Origin of the sequence: Sphingomonas aracearum, assembly GCF_003345355.1 — a bacterium.
GTDB lineage: Bacteria > Pseudomonadota > Alphaproteobacteria > Sphingomonadales > Sphingomonadaceae > Sphingomonas > Sphingomonas aracearum.
In genome coordinates, this window is record NZ_QQNB01000001.1 from 259,066 (window position 1) to 281,781 (window position 22,716).

General features: G+C 66.5%; 25 protein-coding genes and 1 tRNA gene. 14 read left to right on the forward strand and 12 right to left on the reverse strand.

All coding sequences use genetic code 11. The features are described from left to right. Positions 1 to 57: 57 nt before the first annotated feature. Positions 58 to 540: an SspB family protein gene (locus tag DVW87_RS01265; RefSeq protein ID WP_114685967.1), complete on the reverse strand. Its 483-nt coding sequence runs from the start codon at positions 538 to 540 to the stop codon at positions 58 to 60. Positions 541 to 615: 75 nt separating this feature from the next. Between DVW87_RS01265 and hisB the strand changes: the two genes are divergently transcribed. The 9 genes from hisB (at position 616) to DVW87_RS01305 (ending at position 6,285) form a co-directional block, all read left to right on the forward strand. After that, positions 616 to 1,203 (forward strand): imidazoleglycerol-phosphate dehydratase HisB, encoded by a 588-nt coding sequence (gene hisB / locus DVW87_RS01270; RefSeq protein ID WP_114685968.1) that lies wholly within the window; start codon positions 616 to 618, stop codon positions 1,201 to 1,203. Between the two features lie 10 nt (positions 1,204 to 1,213). Then, positions 1,214 to 1,819 (forward strand): imidazole glycerol phosphate synthase subunit HisH, encoded by a 606-nt coding sequence (gene hisH / locus DVW87_RS01275; protein WP_114685969.1) that lies wholly within the window; start codon positions 1,214 to 1,216, stop codon positions 1,817 to 1,819. Next, positions 1,816 to 2,550: a 1-(5-phosphoribosyl)-5-[(5-phosphoribosylamino)methylideneamino]imidazole-4-carboxamide isomerase gene (hisA, locus tag DVW87_RS01280; RefSeq protein WP_114685970.1), complete on the forward strand. Its 735-nt coding sequence runs from the start codon at positions 1,816 to 1,818 to the stop codon at positions 2,548 to 2,550. The genes hisH and hisA overlap by 4 nt, the downstream gene beginning before the upstream one ends. Continuing rightward, entirely contained in the window at positions 2,547 to 3,308 is a 762-nt protein-coding gene (gene hisF, locus DVW87_RS01285; RefSeq protein WP_114685971.1) for an imidazole glycerol phosphate synthase subunit HisF, read from the forward strand. The genes hisA and hisF overlap by 4 nt, the downstream gene beginning before the upstream one ends. Before the next feature lie 30 nt (positions 3,309 to 3,338). Beyond that, positions 3,339 to 3,704, forward strand: coding sequence for an STAS/SEC14 domain-containing protein (locus DVW87_RS01290; RefSeq protein WP_239017709.1), 366 nt, complete (start codon positions 3,339 to 3,341; stop codon positions 3,702 to 3,704). Continuing rightward, positions 3,701 to 3,865 carry a hypothetical protein gene (locus DVW87_RS17925; protein WP_181814668.1) on the forward strand — a complete coding sequence of 55 codons (165 nt, stop codon included), beginning with the start codon at positions 3,701 to 3,703 and terminating at the stop codon, positions 3,863 to 3,865. Before DVW87_RS01290 ends, DVW87_RS17925 begins: the two co-directional genes overlap by 4 nt. 31 nt (positions 3,866 to 3,896) lie before the next feature. Next, complete coding sequence (locus DVW87_RS01295) at positions 3,897 to 4,214, forward strand: phosphoribosyl-ATP diphosphatase (RefSeq protein ID WP_114685972.1); 318 nt, start codon at positions 3,897 to 3,899, stop codon at positions 4,212 to 4,214. Then, complete coding sequence (locus tag DVW87_RS01300) at positions 4,214 to 4,591, forward strand: histidine triad nucleotide-binding protein (protein WP_114685973.1); 378 nt, start codon at positions 4,214 to 4,216, stop codon at positions 4,589 to 4,591. Before DVW87_RS01295 ends, DVW87_RS01300 begins: the two co-directional genes overlap by 1 nt. A 68-nt stretch (positions 4,592 to 4,659) precedes the next feature. Next, positions 4,660 to 6,285: an amino acid permease gene (locus DVW87_RS01305; protein WP_114685974.1), complete on the forward strand. Its 1,626-nt coding sequence runs from the start codon at positions 4,660 to 4,662 to the stop codon at positions 6,283 to 6,285. Positions 6,286 to 6,361: 76 nt separating this feature from the next. Here DVW87_RS01305 and DVW87_RS01310 read toward each other — a convergent pair whose 3' ends face one another. After that, positions 6,362 to 7,363, reverse strand: a complete 1,002-nt coding sequence (locus DVW87_RS01310) for an adenosine kinase (protein WP_114685975.1) — start codon at positions 7,361 to 7,363, stop codon at positions 6,362 to 6,364. 100 nt (positions 7,364 to 7,463) lie between these two features. Here DVW87_RS01310 and DVW87_RS01315 point away from each other — a divergent pair, with 100 nt between their 5' ends. Further along, the gene (locus DVW87_RS01315) at positions 7,464 to 7,832 is read left to right on the forward strand and encodes a hypothetical protein (protein ID WP_420822308.1); all 369 of its coding nucleotides are present in this window, start codon (positions 7,464 to 7,466) and stop codon (positions 7,830 to 7,832) included. Positions 7,833 to 7,844: 12 nt separating this feature from the next. Here the strand turns inward: DVW87_RS01315 and queG are convergent, their stop codons facing one another. Then, complete coding sequence (queG, locus tag DVW87_RS01320) at positions 7,845 to 8,885, reverse strand: tRNA epoxyqueuosine(34) reductase QueG (protein ID WP_420822309.1); 1,041 nt, start codon at positions 8,883 to 8,885, stop codon at positions 7,845 to 7,847. A 63-nt stretch (positions 8,886 to 8,948) separates the two neighbouring features. Here queG and DVW87_RS01325 point away from each other — a divergent pair, with 63 nt between their 5' ends. Genes DVW87_RS01325 through msrB form a run of 3 tightly spaced genes read left to right on the forward strand, consistent with a single transcriptional unit; the run spans position 8,949 to position 11,643 of the window. Then, the gene (locus DVW87_RS01325; RefSeq protein WP_114685977.1) at positions 8,949 to 9,860 is read left to right on the forward strand and encodes an ABC transporter ATP-binding protein; all 912 of its coding nucleotides are present in this window, start codon (positions 8,949 to 8,951) and stop codon (positions 9,858 to 9,860) included. Further along, positions 9,857 to 11,116 carry an ABC transporter permease gene (locus tag DVW87_RS01330; protein ID WP_114685978.1) on the forward strand — a complete coding sequence of 420 codons (1,260 nt, stop codon included), beginning with the start codon at positions 9,857 to 9,859 and terminating at the stop codon, positions 11,114 to 11,116. Before DVW87_RS01325 ends, DVW87_RS01330 begins: the two co-directional genes overlap by 4 nt. A gap of 32 nt (positions 11,117 to 11,148) precedes the next feature. After that, positions 11,149 to 11,643, forward strand: coding sequence for a peptide-methionine (R)-S-oxide reductase MsrB (gene msrB, locus DVW87_RS01335; protein ID WP_114685979.1), 495 nt, complete (start codon positions 11,149 to 11,151; stop codon positions 11,641 to 11,643). 17 nt (positions 11,644 to 11,660) lie between these two features. Here msrB and DVW87_RS01340 read toward each other — a convergent pair. The 7 genes from DVW87_RS01340 to DVW87_RS01370 all read right to left on the reverse strand — a co-directional run bounded on the left by DVW87_RS01340 (position 11,661) and on the right by DVW87_RS01370 (position 19,761). Beyond that, positions 11,661 to 11,734, reverse strand: a tRNA-Gly gene (locus DVW87_RS01340). A gap of 157 nt (positions 11,735 to 11,891) precedes the next feature. Next, positions 11,892 to 13,010 carry a tyrosine-type recombinase/integrase gene (locus tag DVW87_RS01345; protein ID WP_181814669.1) on the reverse strand — a complete coding sequence of 373 codons (1,119 nt, stop codon included), beginning with the start codon at positions 13,008 to 13,010 and terminating at the stop codon, positions 11,892 to 11,894. After that, on the reverse strand, positions 13,007 to 13,408 hold the full coding sequence (locus DVW87_RS01350; RefSeq protein ID WP_147276174.1) for a hypothetical protein: 402 nt from the start codon (positions 13,406 to 13,408) through the stop codon (positions 13,007 to 13,009). Before DVW87_RS01350 ends, DVW87_RS01345 begins: the two co-directional genes overlap by 4 nt. A gap of 436 nt (positions 13,409 to 13,844) precedes the next feature. Beyond that, complete coding sequence (locus tag DVW87_RS01355) at positions 13,845 to 17,357, reverse strand: ATP-dependent DNA helicase (protein ID WP_181814670.1); 3,513 nt, start codon at positions 17,355 to 17,357, stop codon at positions 13,845 to 13,847. A gap of 360 nt (positions 17,358 to 17,717) precedes the next feature. Then, complete coding sequence (locus tag DVW87_RS01360; RefSeq protein WP_114685983.1) at positions 17,718 to 18,761, reverse strand: hypothetical protein; 1,044 nt, start codon at positions 18,759 to 18,761, stop codon at positions 17,718 to 17,720. A gap of 333 nt (positions 18,762 to 19,094) precedes the next feature. Next, entirely contained in the window at positions 19,095 to 19,490 is a 396-nt protein-coding gene (locus DVW87_RS01365) for a lysozyme inhibitor LprI family protein (RefSeq protein WP_114685984.1), read from the reverse strand. A 43-nt stretch (positions 19,491 to 19,533) separates the two neighbouring features. Beyond that, a complete protein-coding gene (locus DVW87_RS01370; protein ID WP_114685985.1) occupies positions 19,534 to 19,761 on the reverse strand; it encodes a hypothetical protein in 228 nt (75 codons plus the stop codon). 278 nt (positions 19,762 to 20,039) lie between these two features. Here DVW87_RS01370 and DVW87_RS01375 point away from each other — a divergent pair, with 278 nt between their 5' ends. Further along, positions 20,040 to 21,113 (forward strand): DNA N-6-adenine-methyltransferase, encoded by a 1,074-nt coding sequence (locus tag DVW87_RS01375; protein WP_114685986.1) that lies wholly within the window; start codon positions 20,040 to 20,042, stop codon positions 21,111 to 21,113. Between the two features lie 432 nt (positions 21,114 to 21,545). Here DVW87_RS01375 and DVW87_RS01385 read toward each other — a convergent pair whose 3' ends face one another. Both DVW87_RS01385 and DVW87_RS01390 read right to left on the reverse strand, forming a co-directional pair. Then, positions 21,546 to 22,178 (reverse strand): hypothetical protein, encoded by a 633-nt coding sequence (locus tag DVW87_RS01385; RefSeq protein ID WP_114685988.1) that lies wholly within the window; start codon positions 22,176 to 22,178, stop codon positions 21,546 to 21,548. Continuing rightward, positions 22,175 to 22,699 (reverse strand): hypothetical protein, encoded by a 525-nt coding sequence (locus DVW87_RS01390; RefSeq protein ID WP_114685989.1) that lies wholly within the window; start codon positions 22,697 to 22,699, stop codon positions 22,175 to 22,177. The genes DVW87_RS01385 and DVW87_RS01390 overlap by 4 nt, the downstream gene beginning before the upstream one ends. Between the last annotated feature and the right edge of the window lie 17 nt (positions 22,700 to 22,716).

Consider the following 22,716-nt stretch of genomic DNA (forward strand, 5'->3'; position numbering starts at 1 on the left):
CCGGCGGTTCACGTCGCCTCGCGAGCGCGGAATAGCCTCGCTATTCCGCTCGCGCCGTCACTTCTTCCGCTTGAAATCCACCGCCACGACGTTGGAGCCGTCCTCCACGGGCACGGCAGTCGGTCCGTCATTCTCCGCTTCCTCATGCGGATCGGGTGCATCGGGGCCCTCCTGCGCCTGGAAGCGGAGCTCGAAATTCACCGAGGGATCGTGAAAGCCGGTGACGGCGGAATAGGGGATCACGAGCTTGGACGGCACCTGATTGAACGACAGGCCGACCGAAAAGCGGCTCTCGTCCACCGTCAGGTCCCAGAAGCGGTTCTGGAGCACGATGGTCATCTCGTCCGGAAAGCGCTCGATCAGGCGCTGCGGGATGTCGACGCCCGGCGCCTGCGTCTTAAAGGTGATGTAGAAATGGTGCTCGCCCGGCAGCCCGCCGGTTTCCGCCACCGTGCCGAGCACGCGGCCGACAACGGCGCGCAGCGCCTCCTGCACGATCTCGTCGTACGGAATCAGGCTATCGATCAGGCCATCGCTCATGGGTTCCTTGGGTAGCCTGTTCGGATCGTCGGTCAAGCGGTTGCATGACAGATGACACGCACTAAAGGGCAAGCCATGCGCACCGCCACGATCAGCCGCCGCACCAGCGAGACGAGCATCGACGTGACCGTCGACCTCGACGGCACCGGAGCCTATGCCATCTCCACCGGCGTCGGCTTCTTCGATCACATGCTGGAACAGCTTTCGCGCCATTCGCTGATCGACATGCAGGTCAAGACGGTGGGCGATCTGCACATCGACCAGCACCATACGGTGGAGGATACCGGCCTTGCCCTGGGCGCGGCGATCGCGCAGGCGCTGGGCGAGAAGCGGGGCATCCGGCGCTATGCCGATGCCCTGTCGCCGATGGACGAGACGCTGGCGCGGGTTGCCGTGGACATCTCCGGCCGCCCCTGGCTGGTGTGGAAGACCGAGTTCTCGACCAAGAAGCTAGGCGAAATGGACACCGAGATGTTCGAGCACTTCTTCCACTCCCTCGCGCAGACCGCCGGCCTCACGCTGCACATCGAAACGCTGTACGGCAGCAACAATCACCATATCGCCGAAGCCTGCTTCAAGGGCGTGGCGCGCGCGCTGCGCGAGGCGTGCGAGATCGATCCGCGCAAGGCGGATGCGATCCCTTCCACCAAGGGCAGCCTGTGACGGTGCGCGCATGAGTCTGGCGCTGGTCGACATCCAGTCGGGCAACCTCCACTCCGTCGCCAATGCCCTCCGCGCGGCCGGGGCCGAGGACATCGCGATCACCGCCGATCCCGATGCGATCCGCAGAGCCGACCGCATCGTGCTCCCCGGCGTCGGGTCGTTCGGCGCCTGCGCGGCCAACCTGCGGGCCGTCGCAGGTCTGGAGGAAAGCCTGCGCCAAGCCGCGCTGGACGGCGGGCGTCCGTTTCTGGGCATCTGCGTCGGCATGCAGCTGCTCGCGGAGAGCGGCGAGGAGCATGGCCTTCACCAGGGCCTCGGCTGGGTACGCGGCTCGGTCAAGCGGCTGGCGCCCGCCGATCCGGCCGCCAAGGTACCGCACATGGGCTGGAACGACGTGCAGCCCCTGTCGGACCACGCGCTGGTGCCCGCGGGGGAGGCCTATTTCCTGCACAGCTACGCTTTCGAGGGGGACGACGTGATCGCCCGCACCGATCATGCCGGGCCGGTCACCGCCGCCATCGGGCGCGACAACCTGCTGGGCGTGCAGTTCCATCCCGAAAAGAGCCAGCGCTACGGCCTGGAACTGCTCGCCCGTTTCCTGGAGTGGAAACCATGAGCCTTATCGTCTTCCCCGCAATCGACCTGAAGGGAGGCCAGGTGGTGCGCCTCGCAGAAGGCGACATGAACCGCGCCACCGTCTATGGCGACGATGCCGCGGCGCAGGCGATGCTTTTCGCCGATCAGGGCGCGGGGCATCTTCACGTCGTCGATCTCGACGGCGCCTTTGCCGGCGCTTCCGTGAACGGCGAGGCGGTGCGCGCGATTGTTTCGGCTTTTCCGGGCCATGTGCAGCTGGGCGGCGGCATCCGCACGCGCGAAGCCATCGAGGGCTGGTTCGACCTGGGCGTCAGCCGGGTGGTGATCGGCACGGCGGCGCTGGAGAATCCGGACCTGGTCCGCGCCGCGGCGGGCGAGTTTCCCGGCGGCATCGTGGTGGCGGTGGACGCGCGCGAGGGGATGGTGGCGACCCGCGGCTGGGCGGACGTGTCCACCGTGTCGGTGATCGACATGGCGCGCCGCTTCGAGGATGCAGGAGTCGCCGCGCTGCTGTTCACCGATGTCGGTCGCGACGGCCTGCTGAAGGGCTGCAACGTGGAGGCGACGGTGGACCTCGCCCGCGCGGTGGACATCCCGGTGATCGCCAGCGGCGGTGTCGCGGGGATCGGGGAAATCCACGTTCTCGCGCTTCACGCCCGCGATGGCGTGGAAGGCGTCATCACCGGTCGCGCGCTCTATGACGGCCGGCTCGATCTTGCCGCCGCCCTGAGCGTGGCGGCCGCTGCATGACCGTTCGCGCGCGCATCATCCCCTGCCTCGACGTGGCGAACGGGCGCGTCGTGAAGGGCGTGAACTTCGTGGAACTGCGCGATGCGGGCGATCCGGTGGAGCAGGCGCGCGCCTATGACGCGGCGGGCGCCGACGAGCTGTGCTTTTTGGACATCACGGCCAGCCATGAGGCACGCGGCACGATCCTGAACGTGGTGCGGCGGACGGCGGAGGTGTGCTTCATGCCGCTCACGGTGGGCGGCGGCGTCCGCACCGCCGACGATGCCCGCGCCCTGCTGCTGGCCGGTGCGGACAAGGTGGCGGTGAACTCCGCCGCGGTGGCGCGGCCCGAGCTGGTGGCGGACATTGCGGACCGCTTCGGCAGCCAGTGCTGCGTTGCCTCGGTCGACGCGCGGCGGGTGGAGGACGGCCGCTGGGAAGTGTTCACCCATGGCGGGCGCAAGCCGACCGGGATCGATGCGGTCTCCCACGCACTGCGCCTCGCCGAGCTGGGCGCAGGCGAACTGCTTGTCACCTCCATGGACCGCGACGGCACGCGCGGGGGCTACGATCTCGACCTGATCCGCGCGATTGCCGATCAGGTGCGCGTGCCCGTGGTGGCCTCCGGCGGCGTCGGCGGGCTGGGCGATCTGGTCGCCGGCATTCGCGACGGCCATGCCAGTGCCGTGCTGGCGGCCTCCATCTTCCACTTCGGCGAGGCAACGGTGGCGCAGGCGCATGCCGCGCTGGCCGCCGCAGGAATCCCGGTGCGGCATTAGGCCTTAGCGGTTCGGCAAGCCTTGGCTGGCATGCACGCGGACATGTACTCGATCGATTTCTGTCGCAGCCGCAACCTTGTCGACATCCGCTGGGCGGGGCTGTTCCGGTCGGAGGCGGTGAACGGCTATGCCGAGGAACTGGAGCACCGTTTCCTCGCCGCGGGATTTCGCACCGGCTATCGCCTGCGCATGGACATGAGCGCCGCGACGGCACAGCCGCTTGTCGCCGTGTCCCGCATCCACGAGCGCCTGCGCGGCTTTCCCAAGGCGAGCCGCATCGCCGTGGTGGCGGCGAGCAGCATCACCCATCTGCAGGTACGGCACTACATGAAGCAGGACTATCTGCGCCTGTTCGACGCTCCCGCGCCGGCCCTCGACTGGCTGATGGCGGCATGATGCTTCTCGCATCGGTCGCCGGCGGCCATTCGGGCGTGGTGCATCGCCGCACGGGGCCGGAACTTTCCGACGCGGCGCTGTTCGTCCTCGCCGTGGCGGGTGTCTGGCTCATCCGGCGGACCCTTCGCGCACGGTTCGCGCGGCGACGATCGAAGGATTGACGCCACGTCCTTCGCCGGGCAGCGACGCGGCATGGATGTTCTCGATCAGCTCCAATCCGTCATCGCCACGCGTCGCGGCGGCGATCCGGAGAGTTCCTACACCGCCAAGCTGTTCGCGCGCGGTCGCGCCAAGATCGCGCAGAAGCTGGGCGAGGAAGCGACGGAAACCGTGATCGCCGCAATGCAGGACGACCCTGCCGAGCTCACCAAGGAAGCGGCGGACCTCATGTTCCACCTTCTCGTGCTGCTCACCGATGCCGGGCTCTCGCTGGAGGACGTGCGCGCCGAGCTGGCACGACGCGGGGGCATTTCGGGGCTTGCCGAGAAAGCCTCCAGGGAGACCAAGTGATGCCGATCGATGCCACCCTGCCCTATGACGACGACAACGTCTTCGCCAGGATCCTGCGCGGCGAGATCCCGTCCAACCGGGTGTACGAGGATGAATGGGCGGTCGCCTTTCATGACATCGCGCCGCAAGCGCCGGTGCATGTGCTGGTGATCCCGCGCGGTCGCTATGTCAGCTGGGACGATTTCTCCGAGCGTGCTTCGGTTGAGGAGATCGCGGGCTTCGTGCGTGCCGTGGGCAAGGTCGCGCGCGATGCCGGGCATGTCGGGCCGGGCTACCGCCTGCTGGCCAATACGGGCAAGCGCGCGGGCCAGGAAGTGGGCCATCTCCACGTTCACATCTTCGGCGGCGCGCCGCTGGGCCCGATGCTCGCACGATAATTTCTTGCTCCCCGGCGATTTGCGGCTAGCATCGTCACCATCCTGACATACTCCCCGGGGGGAATTTGATGTTATTCGGGCGCGTAAAGCCACTCGACGCCATTCTTGCTACTGCCGAGAAAAAGGGGCTGCACCGCTCCCTCGGCGCCTTTCAGCTGACCATGCTAGGCATCGGCGCCGTGATCGGCACCGGCATCTTCGTGCTGACCAGCGAGGCCGCGCAAAAGGCGGGGCCGGGCATGCTGCTCTCGTTCGTCGTCGCCGGCTTCATCTGCGCGGTTGCGGCGCTGTGCTATTCGGAGCTCGCCTCCATGGTGCCGGTGTCCGGCTCGGCCTACACCTACACCTATGCCGTGACCGGTGAGATCCTCGCCTGGATGGTCGGCTGGGCGCTGATCCTCGAATATGCGGTGGGCGCGAGCGCCGTGTCCGTGGGCTGGTCCAACCATGCGGTCGGCCTGCTGAACGGCATCGGCCTCCACGTGCCCGCGGCGATCAGCAACGCCGACGCCCTGATGGCGCACATGTACGTGGCGTTCGGTGCGGATCAGACGCCGGACATCGCCCAGGCGATGGCGACCGGCGGCTGGATCAACGTGCCGGCGATCATCGTCGTCGCGATCGTCACCTGGCTGCTGATCATCGGCACCACGGAGAGCGCGCGCGTCAACTCGATCCTTGTCCTGATCAAGATCGCCGCGCTCACCGCCTTTGTCGCGCTCACCATTCCGGTGCTGAAGGCGGAGAACTTCAACCCGTTCATGCCGACCGGCTTCGGCAATCCGTTCAGCTCCTCGGGCCTGGGCGTGCTCGGCGCAGCGGCGTCGATCTTCTTCGCCTATGTCGGCTTTGACGCGGTTTCCACGGCGGCCGAGGAAACCAAGAACCCGCAGCGCAACGTGCCGATCGGCCTGATCGGGTCGCTGGCGATCTGCACCGTGTTCTACATCCTGGTGGCCTCGGGCGCGATCGGCGCCATCGGCGCGCAGCCGGTGCGGTCCCTCGCGGGCGCGGTGCTGTCGCCGGGCACGCCGGAGATCGCCGGACGCTGCGCCGCGATCGTCGCGAGTGCGGGCGCGGCGGCCGAGCCGCTGGTCTGCTCCAAGGAAGCGCTGGTCCATGTGCTCGACGTCATCAACTGGCCGCTGATCGGCCGCCTGGTCGGCCTCGCCGCCGTGCTGGCACTGCCCTCGGTGGTGCTGATGATGATGTTCGGCCAGACCCGCATCTTCTTCACCATGGCGCGCGACGGCCTGCTTCCGGCCAAGCTCGCTTCGGTCCACCCGCGCTTCCGCACGCCCCATGTCGTCACGCTGTTGACGGGCATGGCGGCCGCGGTGGCGGCGGCGATCCTGCCGGTGGGCAAGCTCGCCGATTACTCCAACGCCGGCACGCTGTTCGCCTTCTTCATGGTGGCGATCTCGGTGATGGTGCTGCGGCGCACCGACCCCGGCCGAACCCGTCCGTTCCGCACGCCGGCCGTGTTCGTGGTCGCCCCGCTGGCGATCATCGGCTGCGTGGTTCTGTACCTGTCGCTGCCGCTGACGGCCAAGCTGGTGCTGCCGATCTGGGGCGCGATCGGCCTGGTGATCTATTTCGGCTACAGCCGCAGCCGCAGCCATGTGGGCCGCGGCATGATGGACGTGGTGGACGATCCGGCCCTGCAACCGGAGGTAGCCAAGCCGCTCCACTGAGCGGCCTGCACGAGGCAAGCAAAAGGCCCGGAGGAGCGATCCTCCGGGCCTTTTCCTGTCTGCGGTGGCGGAGGGATCAGCCGCCCAGCTTGGCGGCGATCAGCGCCTTCATGTCCACCTGCGGCCGTGCGCCATAGTGCGAGATGATCTCTGCGGCGCAGACGGCGCCCATGCGTAGCGCTTCTTCCAGGGAACGATCCTGCGCCAGTCCGGTAAGGACGCCCGCCGCGAAGAGATCGCCCGCACCGGTCGTGTCCACCACCTTGTCGATCGGATCGGCCGAGGTTTCCACGCGGTTGCCGTCCTGCACCGCGATCGCGCCGTGCTCGCCCCGGGTGGCGACCAGCAGCGGCACCTGCGGCGCGATCTTCGCCACCGCCGCTTCGAAATCGTCCACCTGCGCCAGCGCGCAGAGTTCGTTCTCGTTGGCGAACAGGATGTCGAGCAGGCCGTCGCTGAGCAACCGCCGGAAATCGTCGCCATGGCGCGAGATGCAGAACACGTCGGACAGCGTGAACGCCACCTTGCGGCCGTTCTCGCGCGCCAGCCCGATCGCCGCCCGCATCGCCGCGCGCGGCTCCTCCGGATCCCAGAGGTATCCCTCGAGGTACAGGATCGCGGCGTCGGCGATCATCTGCCGGTCCAGCGCGCCTTCGGGCAGGAACTGCGAAGCGCCCAGGAAGGTGTTCATGGTCCGCTGGCCGTCCGGCGTGACGAAAATCAGGCAGCGCGCGGTGGTTGGCTCCCCGGTTCGCGCCGCGGTGGTGAAATCGACCCCGGTCGCCTTGATGTCATGCGCGAACACCGTGCCGAGCTGGTCGTCCGCCACCTGGCCGATAAACCCGCAGCGAGCACCCAGCGCCGCCATGCCGGCCATCGTGTTGGCGGCCGAACCGCCGGAGACTTCCCGCCCCGGCCCCATCTTGGCATAGAGCGCGTCGGCGTCTTCCGGCGAGAAGATCAGCTGCATCGATCCCTTGGCCATGCCTTCCCGTTCCAGGAAGGCGTCGTCGGACTGGCTGAGGATGTCGACGATCGCGTTGCCGATGGCGACGACGTCGTAGCGGGGCTGGGACAAGGAAGGCTCCGAGATGAGGATGGATGGCGCCGCCTAGGGCGGGGAACCGCCGAGCGCAACCGCTCTGGACTTGCCTCCGTCTCCGCGCCAGACCGCGGCCATGATCCGTCTGCTCGCGCCGCTCGCCCTCTCGCTCGCCATGGCCGGTTGCGCCAGCACGCCCGCCACCCCTCGCCCCGGGCGAGCGCCCTTTGTGCCGATCCCCACCGGCACGGCAGGCTTGCAGGGGGTGATGGGGCGCAATTCCGGCCAGCTTACCGCCCTTCTCGGCCAGCCGGTAGCGGACGTGCGCGAGGGCGCCGCGCGCAAGCTGCAGTTCCGCAGCGGCACCTGCGTGCTCGACACCTACCTTTACCCGCGCAACGGCGGCGAGCCGGTCGTCACCTATCTCGACGCGCGGCAGCCCGATGGCAGCCCGATCGACCGGGCAAGCTGCGTCGCCGCGTTCAGCATCCGGCGCGGCGGCTGACCCTCCCGGCGGCTAGGCCGCCCGCTCCCGCATCAGCCGATCGCGGGCCCAGCCGGCAGCTTCGCGCACCACCGGGTCGTCGTCGGCCATCAGCGCCTCCACGCCTGGCAGCAGCGCGGGCGAGCCGCTGTTGCCGGCAGCGATGAGGCAGTTGCGGATCATCCGGCTGCGGCCGATCCGCTTGATGGGGGAGCCAGCGAAGACCTGCCGGAAGGCCGCATCGTCCAGCGCGAGCAGATCGGCGAGGTCCGGCGCGGTGAGCTCGCCGCGCGGGTGAAAGGCCCGGTTGGCGGCCGCTGCGGCGGCGAACTTGTTCCAGGGGCAGGCGGCGAGGCAATCGTCGCAGCCATAGATGCGGTTGCCGATGTGCTCGCGGAATTCGTGCGGGATCGGGCCGTCATGCTCGATCGTGAGATAGGAGATGCAGCGTCGCGCATCGAGCCGGTAGGGGGCAGGAAAGGCGTTGGTCGGGCAGGCAAGCTGGCAGGCGTCGCAGGTGCCGCACGTGCTGCGCGCCCGCTCGTCGGCGGCAAGGTCCAGGGTGGTGTAGATCGCGCCCAGGAACAGCCAGGAGCCATGTTCCCGGCTGACCAGATTGGTGTGCTTGCCCTGCCATCCGAGCCCGGCCGCCTCGCTGAGCGGCTTTTCCATCACCGGCGCGGTATCGACGAACACCTTCACGTCCGCCCCCGGCGCCTCGGCCACCAGCCACCGCGCCAGCGCCTTCAACGCGCGCTTGACCACGTCGTGATAGTCGCCGCCCTGTGCATAGACGGAGATGCGACCGATCTCCCCCCTGCCCGCCAGCGCCATCGGGTCGACAGCGGGCGCGTAGCTCATGCCCAGCGCGACCACGCTCTTCACCTCCGGCCACAGGGCGGCGGGGCTCTCGCGGTGATGCGCGCGCTCCTCCATCCAGATCATGGAGCCGTGCATCCCCTCGGCCAGCCACTGGTGCAGGCGCTCGGCCGTGCGCGGCGCCGCGTCCGCGCGCGCGATCCCGCAGGCGGCGAAACCCAGCTCCGCGGCTTTCTCTTTCAGCCGCTGCGTCAAAGGCTTGTGTTCGGGCACGCCCGCCCGCTACCACAAAAGCGCAGCCAGGGGGACTTTCGGCACGTGAACGAAGCTTTGGCGATCAGCGCCTCCGGGCTGGTGAAGCGCTTCGGCGAGCGGCGGGTGGTGGACGGCATCGACATCGCCGTGCCCCGCGGCGCGGTCTACGGCGTGCTTGGGCCCAACGGCGCGGGCAAGACGACGACCTTGCGCATGCTGCTGGGCATCATCGAGCCGAACGCGGGCGAGCGTACCCTGCTCGGCTACCGGCGCCCGCGCGAGGCCAGCGACCGGGTCGGCTACCTCCCGGAGGAGCGCGGGCTGTATCCGGCGATGAAGGCGCGCGAGGCGATCGCGTTTCTCGGCGCGCTGCGCGGGCTCGATTGGCGGATCGGGCGCAAGCGCGCGGACGTGCTGCTGGAGCGTGCCGGGCTCGCCCATGCGGCCGACAGCAAGATCCGCAAGCTTTCCAAGGGTATGGCGCAGCTTGTTCAGCTATTGGGATCGGTGGTGCACGAACCCGAGCTGCTGGTGCTCGACGAGCCTTTTTCCGGCCTCGACCCGGTCAACCAGGAGAATCTCGAGCGATTGATCCTGGCGGAGCGCGACCGTGGTGCGACCATCCTGTTCTCCACCCACGTCATGGCGCATGCCGAGCGATTGTGCGACCGGCTGACGATCATCGCCGGCGGCCGCGCCCGTTTCGAGGGCACGGTGGCGGACGCGCGCGGCACGCTGCCGATGCGCGCGCATTACGTGCCGCACCAGGAGGGGCCCGGCATCGCCGCGCTGCTGCCGGCGGATGCGGTGCGCCAGGCCGACGGCTGGCGCTTCACCGTGCCCGAGGGCGGCGCGGAGGAGACGCTGAAGCGATTGATCGACGCGGGCCACGGCATTTCCGGCCTGTCCATCGAGCGGCCCGGATTGCACGACGCCTTTGTCCGCATTGTCGGCGGCGAGGAGATGTCGGCATGAGCCAGGCCCCTGCTCCCTCGGACGCCCCCTCGAATGCCCGGCGCCTGCTGCGCCAGACGCTCACCATCGCCCGGCGCGACTTCGTGGCGACGGTGTTCACGCCAACCTTTCTGCTGTTCCTCTTCGCGCCGCTCATCATGCTGTCGTTCGGCGCCGTGGGCGGGCTTGGCGCACAGAGCGTGGCGCAGGGTGCGGACGAGAAGGAACGGATCGTCGCGCTGGCGCCGCCCGCCAGCATCGCGGCCCTGCGCGCCACTGACGAGCGGCTGCGCTCGATCTTCCCACGAGACGAGCAGCCGCCCCAGCTTCTCGTCCGCCCGGCCCCGCCCGCCCCGGCGCTGCACGCCCGCGCTCTGTTCGACACGCGGGAGACGGACACCGCGGCCGTGCTCTACGGCCCGTTCGAGCGGCCGCAGATCCTCTACGGTCCGATGGGTGCGCGGGCTTCGCGCTATCTTGCGGCGCTGGCGGAAGCGACCTTGCGCACCGAGCGGTCCGGCGGCCCTGCGGCGCTGAGCCGGCCCACCCTTTCTCCCGTGGCCCGCACCACGACCTCGCTGGGCGGGCGCAACGCGTCGGCCTTCTTCAGCGTGTTCGGCATCTTTTTCCTCACCCTGCTGCTGGCCGGCCAGGCCGTTGGCACGATGGCGGAAGAGCGCAGCAACAAGGTGATCGAGGTGCTGGCCGCGGCGGTCCCTCTCGAATCGGTTTTCCTCGGCAAGCTGCTCGGCATGTTCGGCGTCGCGGTGCTCTTCGTGCTCTTCTGGGGAACGCTGGTCAGCCAGGTCGGCTCGCTCGCCCCTGCGGGCCTGGGCGCCGCGCTGTCCCAGCTCTCGCCCGCCATCGGACTGCCGACGTTCGTCACACTCTTCTTCGCCTATTTCACGATGAGCTACATGCTGCTCGGCGCGGTGTTCCTCGGGGTTGGCGCGCAGGCGTCCACCATGCGCGAGATCCAGATGCTGTCGCTGCCGATCACCATCGTTCAGGTGGCCATGTTCGGCTGGGCGGCGGCGGGCGCCGGGCAACCGGATAGCTGGACGGCGATCGCGGCGCAGGTCTTCCCGCTGTCGAGCCCCTATGCCATGGCCGCGCGGGCCGCCCAGTCGCCGGTGCTATGGCCGCATCTGGCGGCGCTGGCGTGGCAGGCATTGTGGGTGGCCATCGTCATCACCGTCGCCGCGCGCGCGTTTCGCCGCGGCGTGCTGCAATCCGGCACCGCCAAGTTCCGCTGGCCCTGGCAGAAGGCTCTCTAGCTGCGGGGGCACGGCGCTCCTACATCCGGGCCATGACCCAGAACCGACGTCAGTTCCTTGCCACCGCCGCCCTCGGCAGCGCTGCGGTTGCGCTGTTCGGCTGCCGCCGCGCCGAAGCAGGCCCGCCCGGACGCTTCGAAGTGACGCTCACCGACGCGCAGTGGAAGGCCAGGCTCTCGCCGGCCGCCTATCGCGTGTTGCGGCACGAGGACACGGAAACGCCGTTCACCAGCGCCCTCAACAAGGAACATCGCGCCGGCTCGTTCCTGTGCGCGGGCTGCGCGCTGCCGCTCTTTTCCTCCACCACCAAGTTCGAGAGCGGCACCGGCTGGCCGAGCTTCTGGCGACCGCTGCCGAATGCGGTGCGCAACCGCCGCGACGGCTCGCTGGGCATGGAGCGCACGGAAGTGCACTGCCGACGCTGCGGCGGGCATCTCGGCCACGTCTTCGACGATGGCCCGCGGCCCACGGGCCTGCGCTACTGCATGAACGGGGTGGCGATGACGTTCCGGCCGGGCAAGGCCTGACGTCCGGGCCGGGAAGGTGGAGCGGGTGAAGGGAATCGAACCCTCGTCGTAAGCTTGGGAAGCTTCTGCTCTACCATTGAGCTACACCCGCAGTTCAACGGCTTAGCGCTGAAAAGGCCATCGCTGGGTCCCGGTTTACAGGCCGGTTTACAGCGGCGACGCCAGCCAATGCCATGAGCATCATCCTGCCGTCAACACGTATGCCGATACCGACGTTCGATAACGGAAGGCGAAACGCGTTCCAGGCGTCAGTCCGCAAGGAGGCCACGGGCGATGCGTTTGCCCAAGGCGATCTGACGAGCGGTATCGTCGACGTAAATGCGGCGGATGCGCTCGACCTCCGCTTCGGACCAACCCATGATGCTGGCGATCTCCGCATCCGTGAGGTCCGTCGTGGTCATGAGGTAGGTGGCGAAGGTGCCACGGGCATCGTGCAGATGCTTTTGCCGCCGGCCGGACTGGCCCGCCTCATCGATCTCGACGTGAAAGATGCCTGCCAGCTTGGCGATACGGGAAACTTCCTTGGTGAGCGTGTCCAAATTCCACGGCCGCCCCTTGGGGTTGACCAGCACCGTATCCACACCTGACGCACGCGGCTGATCCTTCAGCTTCGCCAGGACGGCGTCGAGCTCTGGAATGCGCGGAACCGTCGCGAAGTGACGGCGGCCTCGGCTGGTCTTCTTCGCCTTCTTTACGATCGCGAACTCGCCGACGGACGCCCATGTCAAGCGCGCGAGATCCTCTCGTCGAAGCCCGGTCACGGAGCATAGAAGCACGGCGTAATAGACGCAGCGATCTTTTTCTCCCGCGGCCTCTTCGAAGGCGAGCAGGTCGATCTTCGTCCACACGATCTCCGCACGCTGCCCGTTGACGTAGATCTTCCCGATTTTCTCAGCGACGTTGATCCGTAAGGCACCCCGCTGGATGCCGTATTTCAACAGCGCGCGTAGCACGGTGACGCCGTTATCGGCCGCCCGCGGCGTGGCCGCACGCGCATCGCGCCAGTCGACGACTTTTTCGATCATGCGCTGATCGTTGAAAACCGCGAGTGGAACCTTGCCCCATTTCCCCTCGATCGTACGCACGATCGACCCCCAGGTCTTCTTCGTATTGTCGCTCAGCCGCGACCATTCCGGGCTTGCCAGCCACTTGTCGATGAGCGTCTGTAGGGTCGTGGGGTTCGGCTGCTGTGCTGCGTCCCGATCCCTCATCGCGGCGGTAAGGCTTTCCAGCGCCTCGATCGTCAGGTCCGGTCGGGCTCCATCCGCCGACATGACGGGAGGGCCGCCGCCGCGCCATGCATAGACGTGCCAACGGATAGTCCCGTCCGCGAGACGCTTTTGGACGAAGTGCAGGCCCTTGATCACAGGCGCGACTCCCATTCGCGGAAGATGTCTTCCGGCGTCGGCGGAGCGGGCCGCGGTGTTTCCACAATACTCAGGCGGATGGTGCCGTCGGTTTCGACCTCAAGCCTGCCGATCGGCAGACCGGCCTTCATTGCCGCTTGAATCGTTCGGCGGATCGCAACCGTGCTGATCGGGCTCTTCTTGCGCGACACGCGCACGCCATTTTCCTTTCGAGAACCGGTGGTCTCGAAATCGGCCTCATCCTCACCCCTGCCGGGGCGGATCGAACGGGTGTTCTGATCCGAACGGCCCGCGATCGTCGCGAGGCATTCGAACCCCAACCCGATGGGGTGCATCTCCTCGATCGAGGAGAGCAGCGGTTGGACGAACGGTGTCGGACCAGGCCGGGTTTCGTCCACCTCCGCACGGCGCGCTGACGCCTGGTGTGCGACGGGTTCTTTAGGATCCGACACGAGAGCGCACTCACGAGCTGCCGCTGACAGACCCCCGGCCTAGGTGACGACGTTGACCGAGGGCCTGCCAGCGGTAATTCGGAGAGCCTCGCCGCACCGAAGCGCGGCCGCAGCCGTGCTTCGTGGATCAGCCTGGCCCGGAATCGGCGAGAAGGGAAGAACCCCCATCGCGCTAATCTACATCAAGTATGATCTCGATATACGTTAGGTAAAGCTGACCAACCCCGTTCATTCAGCCGAATCATCGCAGTTCCCGAAGCCCGCCGCTGATGCAGCTGGCGGCGAGCGTTCGATCGGCCAGGTTTGGGACGAAGCCGTCGTTGCCATCGACGCCGCCGTATGTCAGCTTGAGCCAAGAGCAGACTTTGCCGCTCCATCATACTTAGAGCTCGAGTGCGCTGGACAGCTGCTTCTTGATGTTAGCGGCGTTAAAGCCGCCCAACTCGGTTGTGGTCAACAAGACCACTTCGGCGGTGGGGTCGCCGGCCTGACCAACACCTGCGGCGCCGTACCACGCCTCTTTCAGCTTCCATCTCGCCACGTAGTCGGGTCGGTCGAGCATACCAAGGTGCTCGATCAGTAAAGTTCGGCCCGTTTCGGCGTCCGCAACAGTAAAGTCGGGATACCTGATCGAGCCGTCCGGTCCCTTGAAGGGCTGCTCGTAGGCGTAGGGGACACCGAAGCCATCTAGCAGATCGGCAATGATTACCTCGGACTTGGACCGCACAAGTTCGCCACGGGTGGTGCGATGGATAAGCCCGCTCTCGAGGAAGGAGCCGACATGCTCAACGGGTGAAGGTGCAGTGAACAGGTTCGTCCACCGACGAGCGGTCTCCGAACGATCTGCTCCGGACAGCTTCATGAGATCACGCAGCTCGCCCTGATGGAACAGCACGACGTCTCGCTGCTGCCTTGTCAGAGCAGTGTAGAGGAGCTCTCTGGAAAGCGGTCGGCAGGGATTAGGGATCACGACGAACGTTGTCCCAAACTCGCTTCCTTGCGACTTGTGAATCGTGAGCGCATAAGCGAGCTCAAGCCGCGCGTCCCCATCCTCGCCGAAGTCGGATCCGCTGAAACCGAACTTGTGGCCGAGCTGCGTCGAGAACTCGACCTCGAGCTTCCAAGGGAGTTTCTTGGGCTTCCAGGCTCTGCCTTTGAACTGTCCGATGGCTAGGCCGATCTCGCCGTTGGCGAGGTAGGCTTTGTCGAGCTCCGGCCAGACGTCCTTGCGTCGCCCGTTTGAGAGGTTGATGACCTTGTCGCCGTACAGAATCGCCTGGCCGCCGAATGGTTTCGCGATCTTGCGGTGGTAGTAGGTGTCGACATCCCACCAATGGCGCACCGACTGCCGGAATATCTTCTTGATCCAGCGGTTCAAACCATCGACGCCGGTTTCGCCTCCTCTCAACGGCGCCAGGATCTGCCAGGACTCGGCCTCCGCGCCGCCACCGCGCCGAATTCCCGCTTCGTCCGGCCGCGAAAGATTGAAGTAGGCGCGCCCATTGAACTCGCCGCCTCCCAAGCTGAGTTCGAAGGCCGTCTCATCACTGATAGCGTCGTCCACGCCCTCTCGGACATGGCGGGTGACCTCGGCCAAGAGCTTCTGCTGAAGGTCGGCATCCCCTGTCCATTGCACCGTTCGGATCCCGGATGCTGTGCCGGAAGAGAGCCGCGACCAGACCTCGTCCGCTCCAGGATCGGGTGCCTCGCCGCTGAACCAGCGCGACAGGAGCACGTCGTCACGGCCGCCGCCGCCCGACTGCCTGCGCACGACGGTGAGCTCCGCTAAGCCGTTGGATTCGCCGCCAGTGGTCCGGAGCTGGCGGATCATGTCGACGAAGGGACGGCCCGCTCCTATTGGCGGGAGCTGCCGAGGGTCGCCCACTAGGATCAGGCGCTGCACGGTCGCGGGATCGAGCGCGTCGAGCGCGGCGGCCAGCTGGTCCTCGGTGAGCATGGATGCTTCGTCGATGACGACCGTCGCGTAGCCGCCTTCCCGCTCCGGGGAGCCGTTGGCTCGATAGGCGCCCGTCTGCGGATCGTAGCGCTTCGATGTCAGCAAGAACTGGGCGAGCGTGTAGGCGGTCACGTCACCCGCCTTGCGCTGCATCTGGACGCGGGCCTTGCCCGTCGGCGCGAGCAGCAGGACGCCTCCGTTGGCGATCTGGTCGAGCGACAGCAGCGCGAGCAGCAAGGTCGTCTTACCGGTGCCGGCGGGACCGATGAGCGCCGAAGCGCGCGACCTAAAAAGCTCCTCGAGCGCCTCAGCTTTCTCGGCCCTTGCGGCCTCCTCGGCGGGATCGTCGCCCATGGACTTGCCGCCGAGCGCGTCGTCGATGCAACGACGCCAGTCGTGATCACCCTTGTGGCGTGCGCCAGAGATGCGCCGGAGGATGCGTGTGGCGATCAGCGCACGCGAGCCGGCGTATCGATCGAGCTGCCATGCCGGATCGCCGGAGGCGGTCGTCGAGGCCTCAATCACTGGCGTCAACTCTCCGCCGAAGGCGTCCACCCAATCGCTGCCGATGGCGCAGGGTGGCGATACCTCCGCGGTTCTGACACGCTCGACGAGCCAGTCCTGCGGAAGGAGGGTGTGGCCTTCGCCCGCGGCGGCCTCGAGCCTGTCGAGCATGAGCGCACGCGCCCTTCTCGGATCGATCGGTTCGGGACAGGCGGACGGCGCGGGAACGGGCGAGGCGGCAAGAACCTGCGGGTCGGGGAACATGCCGCGGTCGATCACTCTTACGGGGATCGGATCCGGCCGGGCCCGATCCGTTTCGTAGATCAGGTAGGGGTTCGCAAGGATGGCCGCGTCCTCATGAGGGATGCCGGACGCCTTGCGCCGCTCCTTCACCCACCACCGCGTGACCTGCTCAGCGGAGAGCTCGAAGCGCGCGAGGAGTTCAAGCAGCGCCCGCCTGTCCGCCTTAAGGCTGCCCCACAGCTTAGCCGCGATCGGTCCGATCGAGGCCTGCAGCTCCTTCGGAAGCTGGGACGGATCGGCCAGCAGGGCGCCGACGAGCGGCCACGGATCCCGTACGTCGGTGCCGCCATCGGCGTGTAGGATCCCGCCGATCGCGTGGGCGAGTAGTGTTCCGTTCTCCAGGCCGAGCGCGCTTAGCGCAGAGCCGAGGCCGGGGAAGGCCCCCCGGAGACGCCACAGTCGATTGAGCTCTCCGTCGATCCATCGGTGGGCGCGCTCCCAGTCGCCGGAGAGGACCTCCTCGTATCGGGCTACCGTCGCCGATGCGGCGAGCAGCGTAGCGATAGCCTTGTCGTGGCTGACGTGCTCCGCGCCCATCGAGAAGGTGTCCCAATGCTCTTCGGGCGCGTGGAGGACGAACGGCTTGGGATCGAAGTCGGGGTCAGCCTCCGCCATCTGGAGGATTTCCTGATAGGGCAGCAGGAAGCCGTCCTCGATATTCGGGCGGATCGAGTGCGCGACGTTGCGCTCCCACACCATCGACCTGAGAGCGCCGGAAGCCTGCCCCTCATACTCGTATTCGGTCGCCGGACCGACCCCTTTGACGCGGCCGATGCCTACAATCACGCGCCGCGGATCCTCGGTCAGCGGCGTCTTCTTGGCGTAGAAGAAGACCAGCGAGGTTTCCGGCTCTATCGCACCGAAGAAGGTGTCCAACATCGCAAGCTGGTTACTTCGCTCCTGCACCCAGATGCTATCGAACCCGACATCCGGCTCGAGGTCACTGCGATAGCCGAGGGAAAGTCTAGCGGCCTGGTCCGGCAGGTCTTCGTCGCCCCTCATCATCCACCCGAACGGCACAGCAGCAGCCGAGAAGGGCGAGTGAGTGTAGGTGGTCCGCCGAAAGTGGGCGTGCGTGCCGTTGGAGGCATAGGGATGCTCGAAGCGCCGGATGTAGGAGAAGTCGGACATGAAGGCACCTCGCTCCGCAGCGCAGGCCGGCAATCGGCCGCCCTCGATGTCGAAGGTCTCTCCGGCGACGGAGGACTCCCAATCGTCGTCCTTAGTGTCGCCGATTCTGGGAAGCGCTATGCAGTGCGTGTTGCCGCGAGGATTCTGGCAGACGCGACCGTTCCAACCTGTGTCGTGCCAGGGAACGCGGATAGAAATATGCTGGGTTGGTATCCTCCGTGCGCCCTCAATCACTCGCCACCCCCCCAATCGCGGCATGCGTCGGCCGCCCGGCATGCTATTGTTAACATTATGGACCGACGGTCAACGGCTGGGTCGTCGTGACCGATCGGCGATTTCGGAACGATCCGGTCCCGCAAGTCAGTGCGCTCGCGACAGTTCCCACATGTAAGCCATGGGATGCTTCGCTAGGACGTTGCGCTGCTTTTCATCAAAGCCCATGCGATCTTTGACGAACCCAGCGACCGTCTTCGCGATCTCCTCGACCTTTGTTCCTACTGCGGCCGTCAGCCCAATAGTGGCAGCGGTCTGGAGATCGTCCGTGAGGCCCGACAGAAGAGCGCCTCCGGTCGCGACTGCGGCGACGACGACCGGCGTGACGACGAGCTGACCTAGGTTTCCCCTCAACTCGCGCCTCAGGTCGGAGAGATCCGTCTCCATTCGGTAACGGAATTCCTCGGTCAGTCGATCTCGCTCGGTTTGATCGAGCGCTGCGCCGAGCGCCTTGATCTGCTCCTGCACCATGTCGGCATAGGCATGACGCAGCCGCGTGTAATCGCGCCCGCGCCGCTCGGTCGCCTCGCGTTTCCGGAATGCGATCAGAGAGTCGAGCGGAATGGATGTGGCGTCGATCAGGTCGAGGGTAACAGGGACGACGTCCGAAACGTTGCCGGCACGCTGGTTTCCGGTGCCAATCATTCCATAGGCCATCAGACGATCAGTGACGCGGGCCAGTGTAGTACCAGCACAGGCGTCGGCCAGCTTAGCCATTACCAGCAGACCGCCTTCTTGGGTGAAGGGATAATCGCCATTCGGAAGCGGCAGGTCAGTAAGCCTATGCCTGCGAAGGAGCTCGAACGTCTCCATGGTGAACTTCTGCGGCCAAACCTCATAGTATTCCTTGGCCTGCTCCACCTGCGCGATCTCATATAGGCTGGGTGGCAGGTTTTCCGCCTCAAGGGTCGTCTCGATGGCAGTGTGCGCCCGTTGCTGCTGCCGAGGCGTAGGGGTTATCTTCCGTCCGATAAGCTCCCAGGCCTCAGCCATATCTGAATCGCCGCGGTAATCCGGCGCATAGACCGGCATGGGCACGATGGTATGCAGTTGATCCCAAAGCAGTAGAGAACTGTGCATGATCTTGCGGCTACGGACCTGCGTGCTTGGATAGTATATTGCAGAGCGCATTGTTCCGTTCCCTAGAGTTGCTAAAAGAATAAGCTCTCTGTTGCGCGTTTCAGCGAAGAGCAACAGAATACTATGGCTTCCGAAATTTGCGTTTAGTTTCGACTTCGAAGATGATCCGCCGCTCATAAGGAGCAGACGGCTGCTTATGCCGCAAGCTGTCGTTCCAAATTCGATGCGCGAATGGCTGGGCTTGGTCGATAGCTGCTGTCGCGCAGCCTATGAACAGATAGCCGCTTTCGCAGCTTGCGCGTCCGTAATCCGACGGGCCGCTATCTACCTTGAACGCACGTCAATTTTTCACATTGATTCCCATCGGCTGTCCGTCGGCTTCGGTCAGTCGTCAGTCCTTGGCTCCGGGAGGATGGCCGGCGTGCTGTCGGCGTAGGTCAGCCAATTCTGCCAGATGGCCATCGTCCGGGCTATGGTAATCTTGGTGCGACAGCCAAGCGCCATGGCGCCACGGATCGTTCCGCCCTTCCAGTTCTCGTAAACCGCGTTACATTCCGCATCGCGATAGGCGATCCACGCTCGCTCGGAAGCGCGCAGCTTCGCCAGCGCGGTCCCTTCCCGTTCCTTGCTGAGCCGGGTCACCGCCGCAGTATAATAGCGATTGAGTTCGGCGTCGGCACGCGCGAGATCCGCGGCTAGGCACTGCTCGACCTCAGGCGTGGTTGAACCCGGACAAGGGGCGCCGGACGCCAGCAGCATCGTCACGATGATGATCGACATATTCGGTCTTTCCTTCGCTAGAGTTCAGCCGCGCTCTGGCGGTCTACAACGACTCGACCCGATCAGCCGCCCCCGGTCCTCTGGCGATTGACCGGATGGTCACCCGGTCCACCAACATCTGCACGGCGCAGGCGGTGACCGCCAACACCGCCCACGGCCATCCCCGTATCAGCCACACGTCGAGATGAAAGCCGTTAGCCGGCAGCGTCAGCCCGCAGGCGACGGTGGCCAGCCAATTGAGGCTGTTCATCGCGAACGACGCGCCGCTCATGATCCATAGCTCCGCCCTCGACGCCGTCCGCGACCTCGTCCAAGGCCGCTTCGCTCTCACCTGATCACGCCGCCTCACGCCAGCCAGGTGAGCAGTTACTTTGACATTATGTCGTCGCTTGCCGACACAGTAAACAAAGCATTAATTTTGCTGACCAATTGCGACGCCACCCGTTTTCATGCCGACGCCCAAAACTTTGTCTTCACTTCAACATGAAGTCTTGCTTCGACGGCCAAGTCGAATAACATTGACCAGAATATGATCCTTTCTGGTAGCATATGCTGGTCACCGCACTGATCGACGCACGGCGGTCGATAGGCATGTCGCAAAGCGCGCTGGCGGCACGGCTCGGCGTGGCGCCGCTCCGGATCAAACGCCTCGAGCGCGGCGTGGGTTCGGTGGCCACGCTGATCGCAGCAATGGCGGCTGTGAATTTCCGGCTGACCGGCATCGCACCCGGCAAGGATTTGGCCGCCCAGTTGCGCGCCTGTCGCTTGCGGCGGGGACTGACGGTCGTCGAGGTGGCAGCCCGCACGAAAATGTCGCGCACCACCGTGGCCAGCCTCGAAAGCGGCGGCGGGTCGGTTGCCAGCCTGCGGCGTCTGATGGCGGTGGTCGCACCCAAAGCCCGACGGCGGGCGCAGGAGCGGGCCTATTGGGGCGAAGGCGACAAGGCCGATCGCGACGTCCGCTTCACGCCGCCTGATTTTCTGGCGAAGGTCGAGGACGCCTTCGGCCCGATCAACCTCGATCCGTGCGGTCATCGCCTCAGCCCGGTTGTGGCGACGCGCCGCATCCTACTGGAGGACGGCGACGATGGCTTCGTCGACGACTGGTCGGGCCAACTCGCCTTCGTCAATCCGCCCTTCAGCGAGATGCTGCGCTGGCTGATGCGGGCGCATGACCAGTGGTCGTGCGGGAACGTGCGCAGCGTGGTGTGCCTTGTTCCCGCCCGCACCGATGCCCGCTGGTTTCACGAAACGCTCAGCGTCGAGGCCGACATTTTCTTCCTGCAAGGACGGGTGCGGTTTTCCGATATCCGTGGGAAGTCGCAGCACACGCCCTTCGCCTTGATGCTGGTAGCCCTCGGCACCTCGCCCGAGCAGCGGGCACGATGGAGTGCGGTGGCCGAGGGGTTTTGGCTGAACCCCTCGCGCGAGACGACTTCACTGCCAGATCGGCCAGTCGTGGATGGCGACCCGGTCAGCCAGATCGACGCCGCGCTCGACCAGTTCGCGCAGGCGCGCGTCGGCACGGGCGACGCCGTCTTCGACGTCCAGCGGCTTGAAACCGAGATGGATGATCTCACCCGGGGCGAGGCGGAAGCTGCCCCTCACATGGGCTTGAGGTAGCAGCAGCGCGCGCGTTCCGCTCTTCGACAGCCATAAGCGACAACCGAGGTGCGACCAGCAGATCCGGTCGCGCGGCACAAAGATCGTGATATCGGTCATTTCGGGCACGCCCGCCCGATCGTCGAAGCCGATGTGCACGAGGTCGGCCTGCGCATCGCAGGCCATCTGGCCGATGCTGAGCCGCGCGAGCGGATCAAGCCGGTCGCCCGCCAGCAGCCCGGCCGATGGCTTGAGGCGGCGGTTGCCGAGGAGCAGGACGGACACGGCGGCGGCATGGGCGCGCATGATGGCGGTATCGTTGATCATCTGGGTCTTTCCGATTTTTCATCCCCCAATCGGGGACACTTCATCGGGTCATTCCCCCTTTAAGGCGCCGCCGCTCCGCCTGCCCCGAGGCACCCGCGACGACTGTCGCGGGTGCCCGGCCCTCCCTCAGAAGAGTTTGAAGCGCGGTGCCCATGCGTCGCGGAACGCTTGCCATTCGGCCTGGAAGATCGTCGGCGCGTCCTTGCCCGTCAGGTCGCGGTGCAGTTCGCCCCAACCGCTCGCCCGATGCGCCCGCGCGAGCACGACGCAGTGCGCGTGCGGACGGCGGGCGGACAGTTCGTCGGCCGGCATGTGCACGACGGTAAGGCTGGTCAGCCGACGCTCCAGCGCCAGATGCTCCAGGGCATAGGCTCCCGCCATCGAGAGGATGTCGGACGCCTGCCAGCCGTGGTCGAACGACATGGTCAGCACGACCGCCAGCAGCTTCTGGTGGGCTTTGACCCTGGCGTCATAGCCTTCGAACACCGTCTCCAGCGCGTCGGGTTCGAGCGCGACGCCGGCCGCGGTCACCAGCCGACTGGTCGCGCAGGTAATCGGCCACAGGCCGTCCGGACCCCATGCCGCGTCGCCGGGCTTGCTCGGCTGGAGCTTCGCGCGGGCGAGGTCGGCGGTGGTGTTCTTGTGGCCCTTGGCCCTGGGCCGCATCAGCGAAAAGCCGAAGTCGGGCGATCCTGCCATCGGCTCGTTGTAGAGCATGGCGTCCACCGCCGACGGGCTGATCCACGGGAGCGCCTTCATCGGCGGTCTCCCCACAGCTGCGCGAGGAATATGTCAGCCCGGTCGAGCCCGTCGGCCGCCTCCTGATCGTCCCGCGCGGGCGGATGCGACGCGACCTGCAGCCGGCGTGCGGTCAGCTGCATTGAGGTGTACGGGTCTTCGCTGTCGTGCGGGTCCGGCACCAGCCACGCCTTGCCGTGCGGCGAAAGCCACAGGCGTCGGCCGTGGCACCAGACATTCTCCTTCCGCCGCCACTGGCCATAGGCGATGTAAAGCGTTCGGCGGCCTTCGCTCGACGCCTTGACGACAAGCGCGTCGCACCGCGCTTCGCGCATGCCCCGGCCGATGGTCCGTAGATCGCCGCGCGACGGCTCGATCGACGGGACCAGCAGCAGGTCGGCAGACGCAGCGTAGAACCATTCGCTGAATGGCGGGCGCAGCAGCAGCCGGGTCGCCGGGTCGGATTGCCAGCCCACCAGCGTGGCGAGCGCCTGGGTCGCGGTCAGCGCGCGCATCTGCGCCAGCGCCCGCTCCTTGGTCATGATATACACAAGAAAGT

Excerpts from the sequence above, each read along its gene's own strand:
- DVW87_RS01290 (WP_239017709.1), top strand. The coding sequence starts at position 3,339 with ATGCACGCGGACATGTACTCGATCGATTTCTGTCGCAGCCGCAACCTT.
- DVW87_RS01300 (WP_114685973.1), top strand. The coding sequence starts at position 4,214 with ATGCCGATCGATGCCACCCTGCCCTATGACGACGACAACGTCTTCGCC.
- DVW87_RS01375 (WP_114685986.1), top strand. The coding sequence starts at position 20,040 with ATGCTGGTCACCGCACTGATCGACGCACGGCGGTCGATAGGCATGTCG.
- DVW87_RS01265 (WP_114685967.1), bottom strand. The coding sequence starts at position 540 with ATGAGCGATGGCCTGATCGATAGCCTGATTCCGTACGACGAGATCGTG.
- DVW87_RS01305 (WP_114685974.1), top strand. The coding sequence starts at position 4,660 with ATGTTATTCGGGCGCGTAAAGCCACTCGACGCCATTCTTGCTACTGCC.
- DVW87_RS01370 (WP_114685985.1), bottom strand. The coding sequence starts at position 19,761 with ATGAGCGGCGCGTCGTTCGCGATGAACAGCCTCAATTGGCTGGCCACC.
- DVW87_RS01365 (WP_114685984.1), bottom strand. The coding sequence starts at position 19,490 with ATGTCGATCATCATCGTGACGATGCTGCTGGCGTCCGGCGCCCCTTGT.
- DVW87_RS01330 (WP_114685978.1), top strand. The coding sequence starts at position 9,857 with ATGAGCCAGGCCCCTGCTCCCTCGGACGCCCCCTCGAATGCCCGGCGC.
- DVW87_RS01360 (WP_114685983.1), bottom strand. The coding sequence starts at position 18,761 with ATGCGCTCTGCAATATACTATCCAAGCACGCAGGTCCGTAGCCGCAAG.
- DVW87_RS01385 (WP_114685988.1), bottom strand. The coding sequence starts at position 22,178 with ATGAAGGCGCTCCCGTGGATCAGCCCGTCGGCGGTGGACGCCATGCTC.
- DVW87_RS01295 (WP_114685972.1), top strand. The coding sequence starts at position 3,897 with ATGGATGTTCTCGATCAGCTCCAATCCGTCATCGCCACGCGTCGCGGC.
- DVW87_RS01355 (WP_181814670.1), bottom strand. The coding sequence starts at position 17,357 with ATGTCCGACTTCTCCTACATCCGGCGCTTCGAGCATCCCTATGCCTCC.
- hisA (WP_114685970.1), top strand. The coding sequence starts at position 1,816 with ATGAGCCTTATCGTCTTCCCCGCAATCGACCTGAAGGGAGGCCAGGTG.
- DVW87_RS17925 (WP_181814668.1), top strand. The coding sequence starts at position 3,701 with ATGATGCTTCTCGCATCGGTCGCCGGCGGCCATTCGGGCGTGGTGCAT.
- msrB (WP_114685979.1), top strand. The coding sequence starts at position 11,149 with ATGACCCAGAACCGACGTCAGTTCCTTGCCACCGCCGCCCTCGGCAGC.
- DVW87_RS01315 (WP_420822308.1), top strand. The coding sequence starts at position 7,464 with ATGATCCGTCTGCTCGCGCCGCTCGCCCTCTCGCTCGCCATGGCCGGT.
- hisB (WP_114685968.1), top strand. The coding sequence starts at position 616 with ATGCGCACCGCCACGATCAGCCGCCGCACCAGCGAGACGAGCATCGAC.
- DVW87_RS01390 (WP_114685989.1), bottom strand. The coding sequence starts at position 22,699 with ATGACCAAGGAGCGGGCGCTGGCGCAGATGCGCGCGCTGACCGCGACC.
- hisH (WP_114685969.1), top strand. The coding sequence starts at position 1,214 with ATGAGTCTGGCGCTGGTCGACATCCAGTCGGGCAACCTCCACTCCGTC.
- hisF (WP_114685971.1), top strand. The coding sequence starts at position 2,547 with ATGACCGTTCGCGCGCGCATCATCCCCTGCCTCGACGTGGCGAACGGG.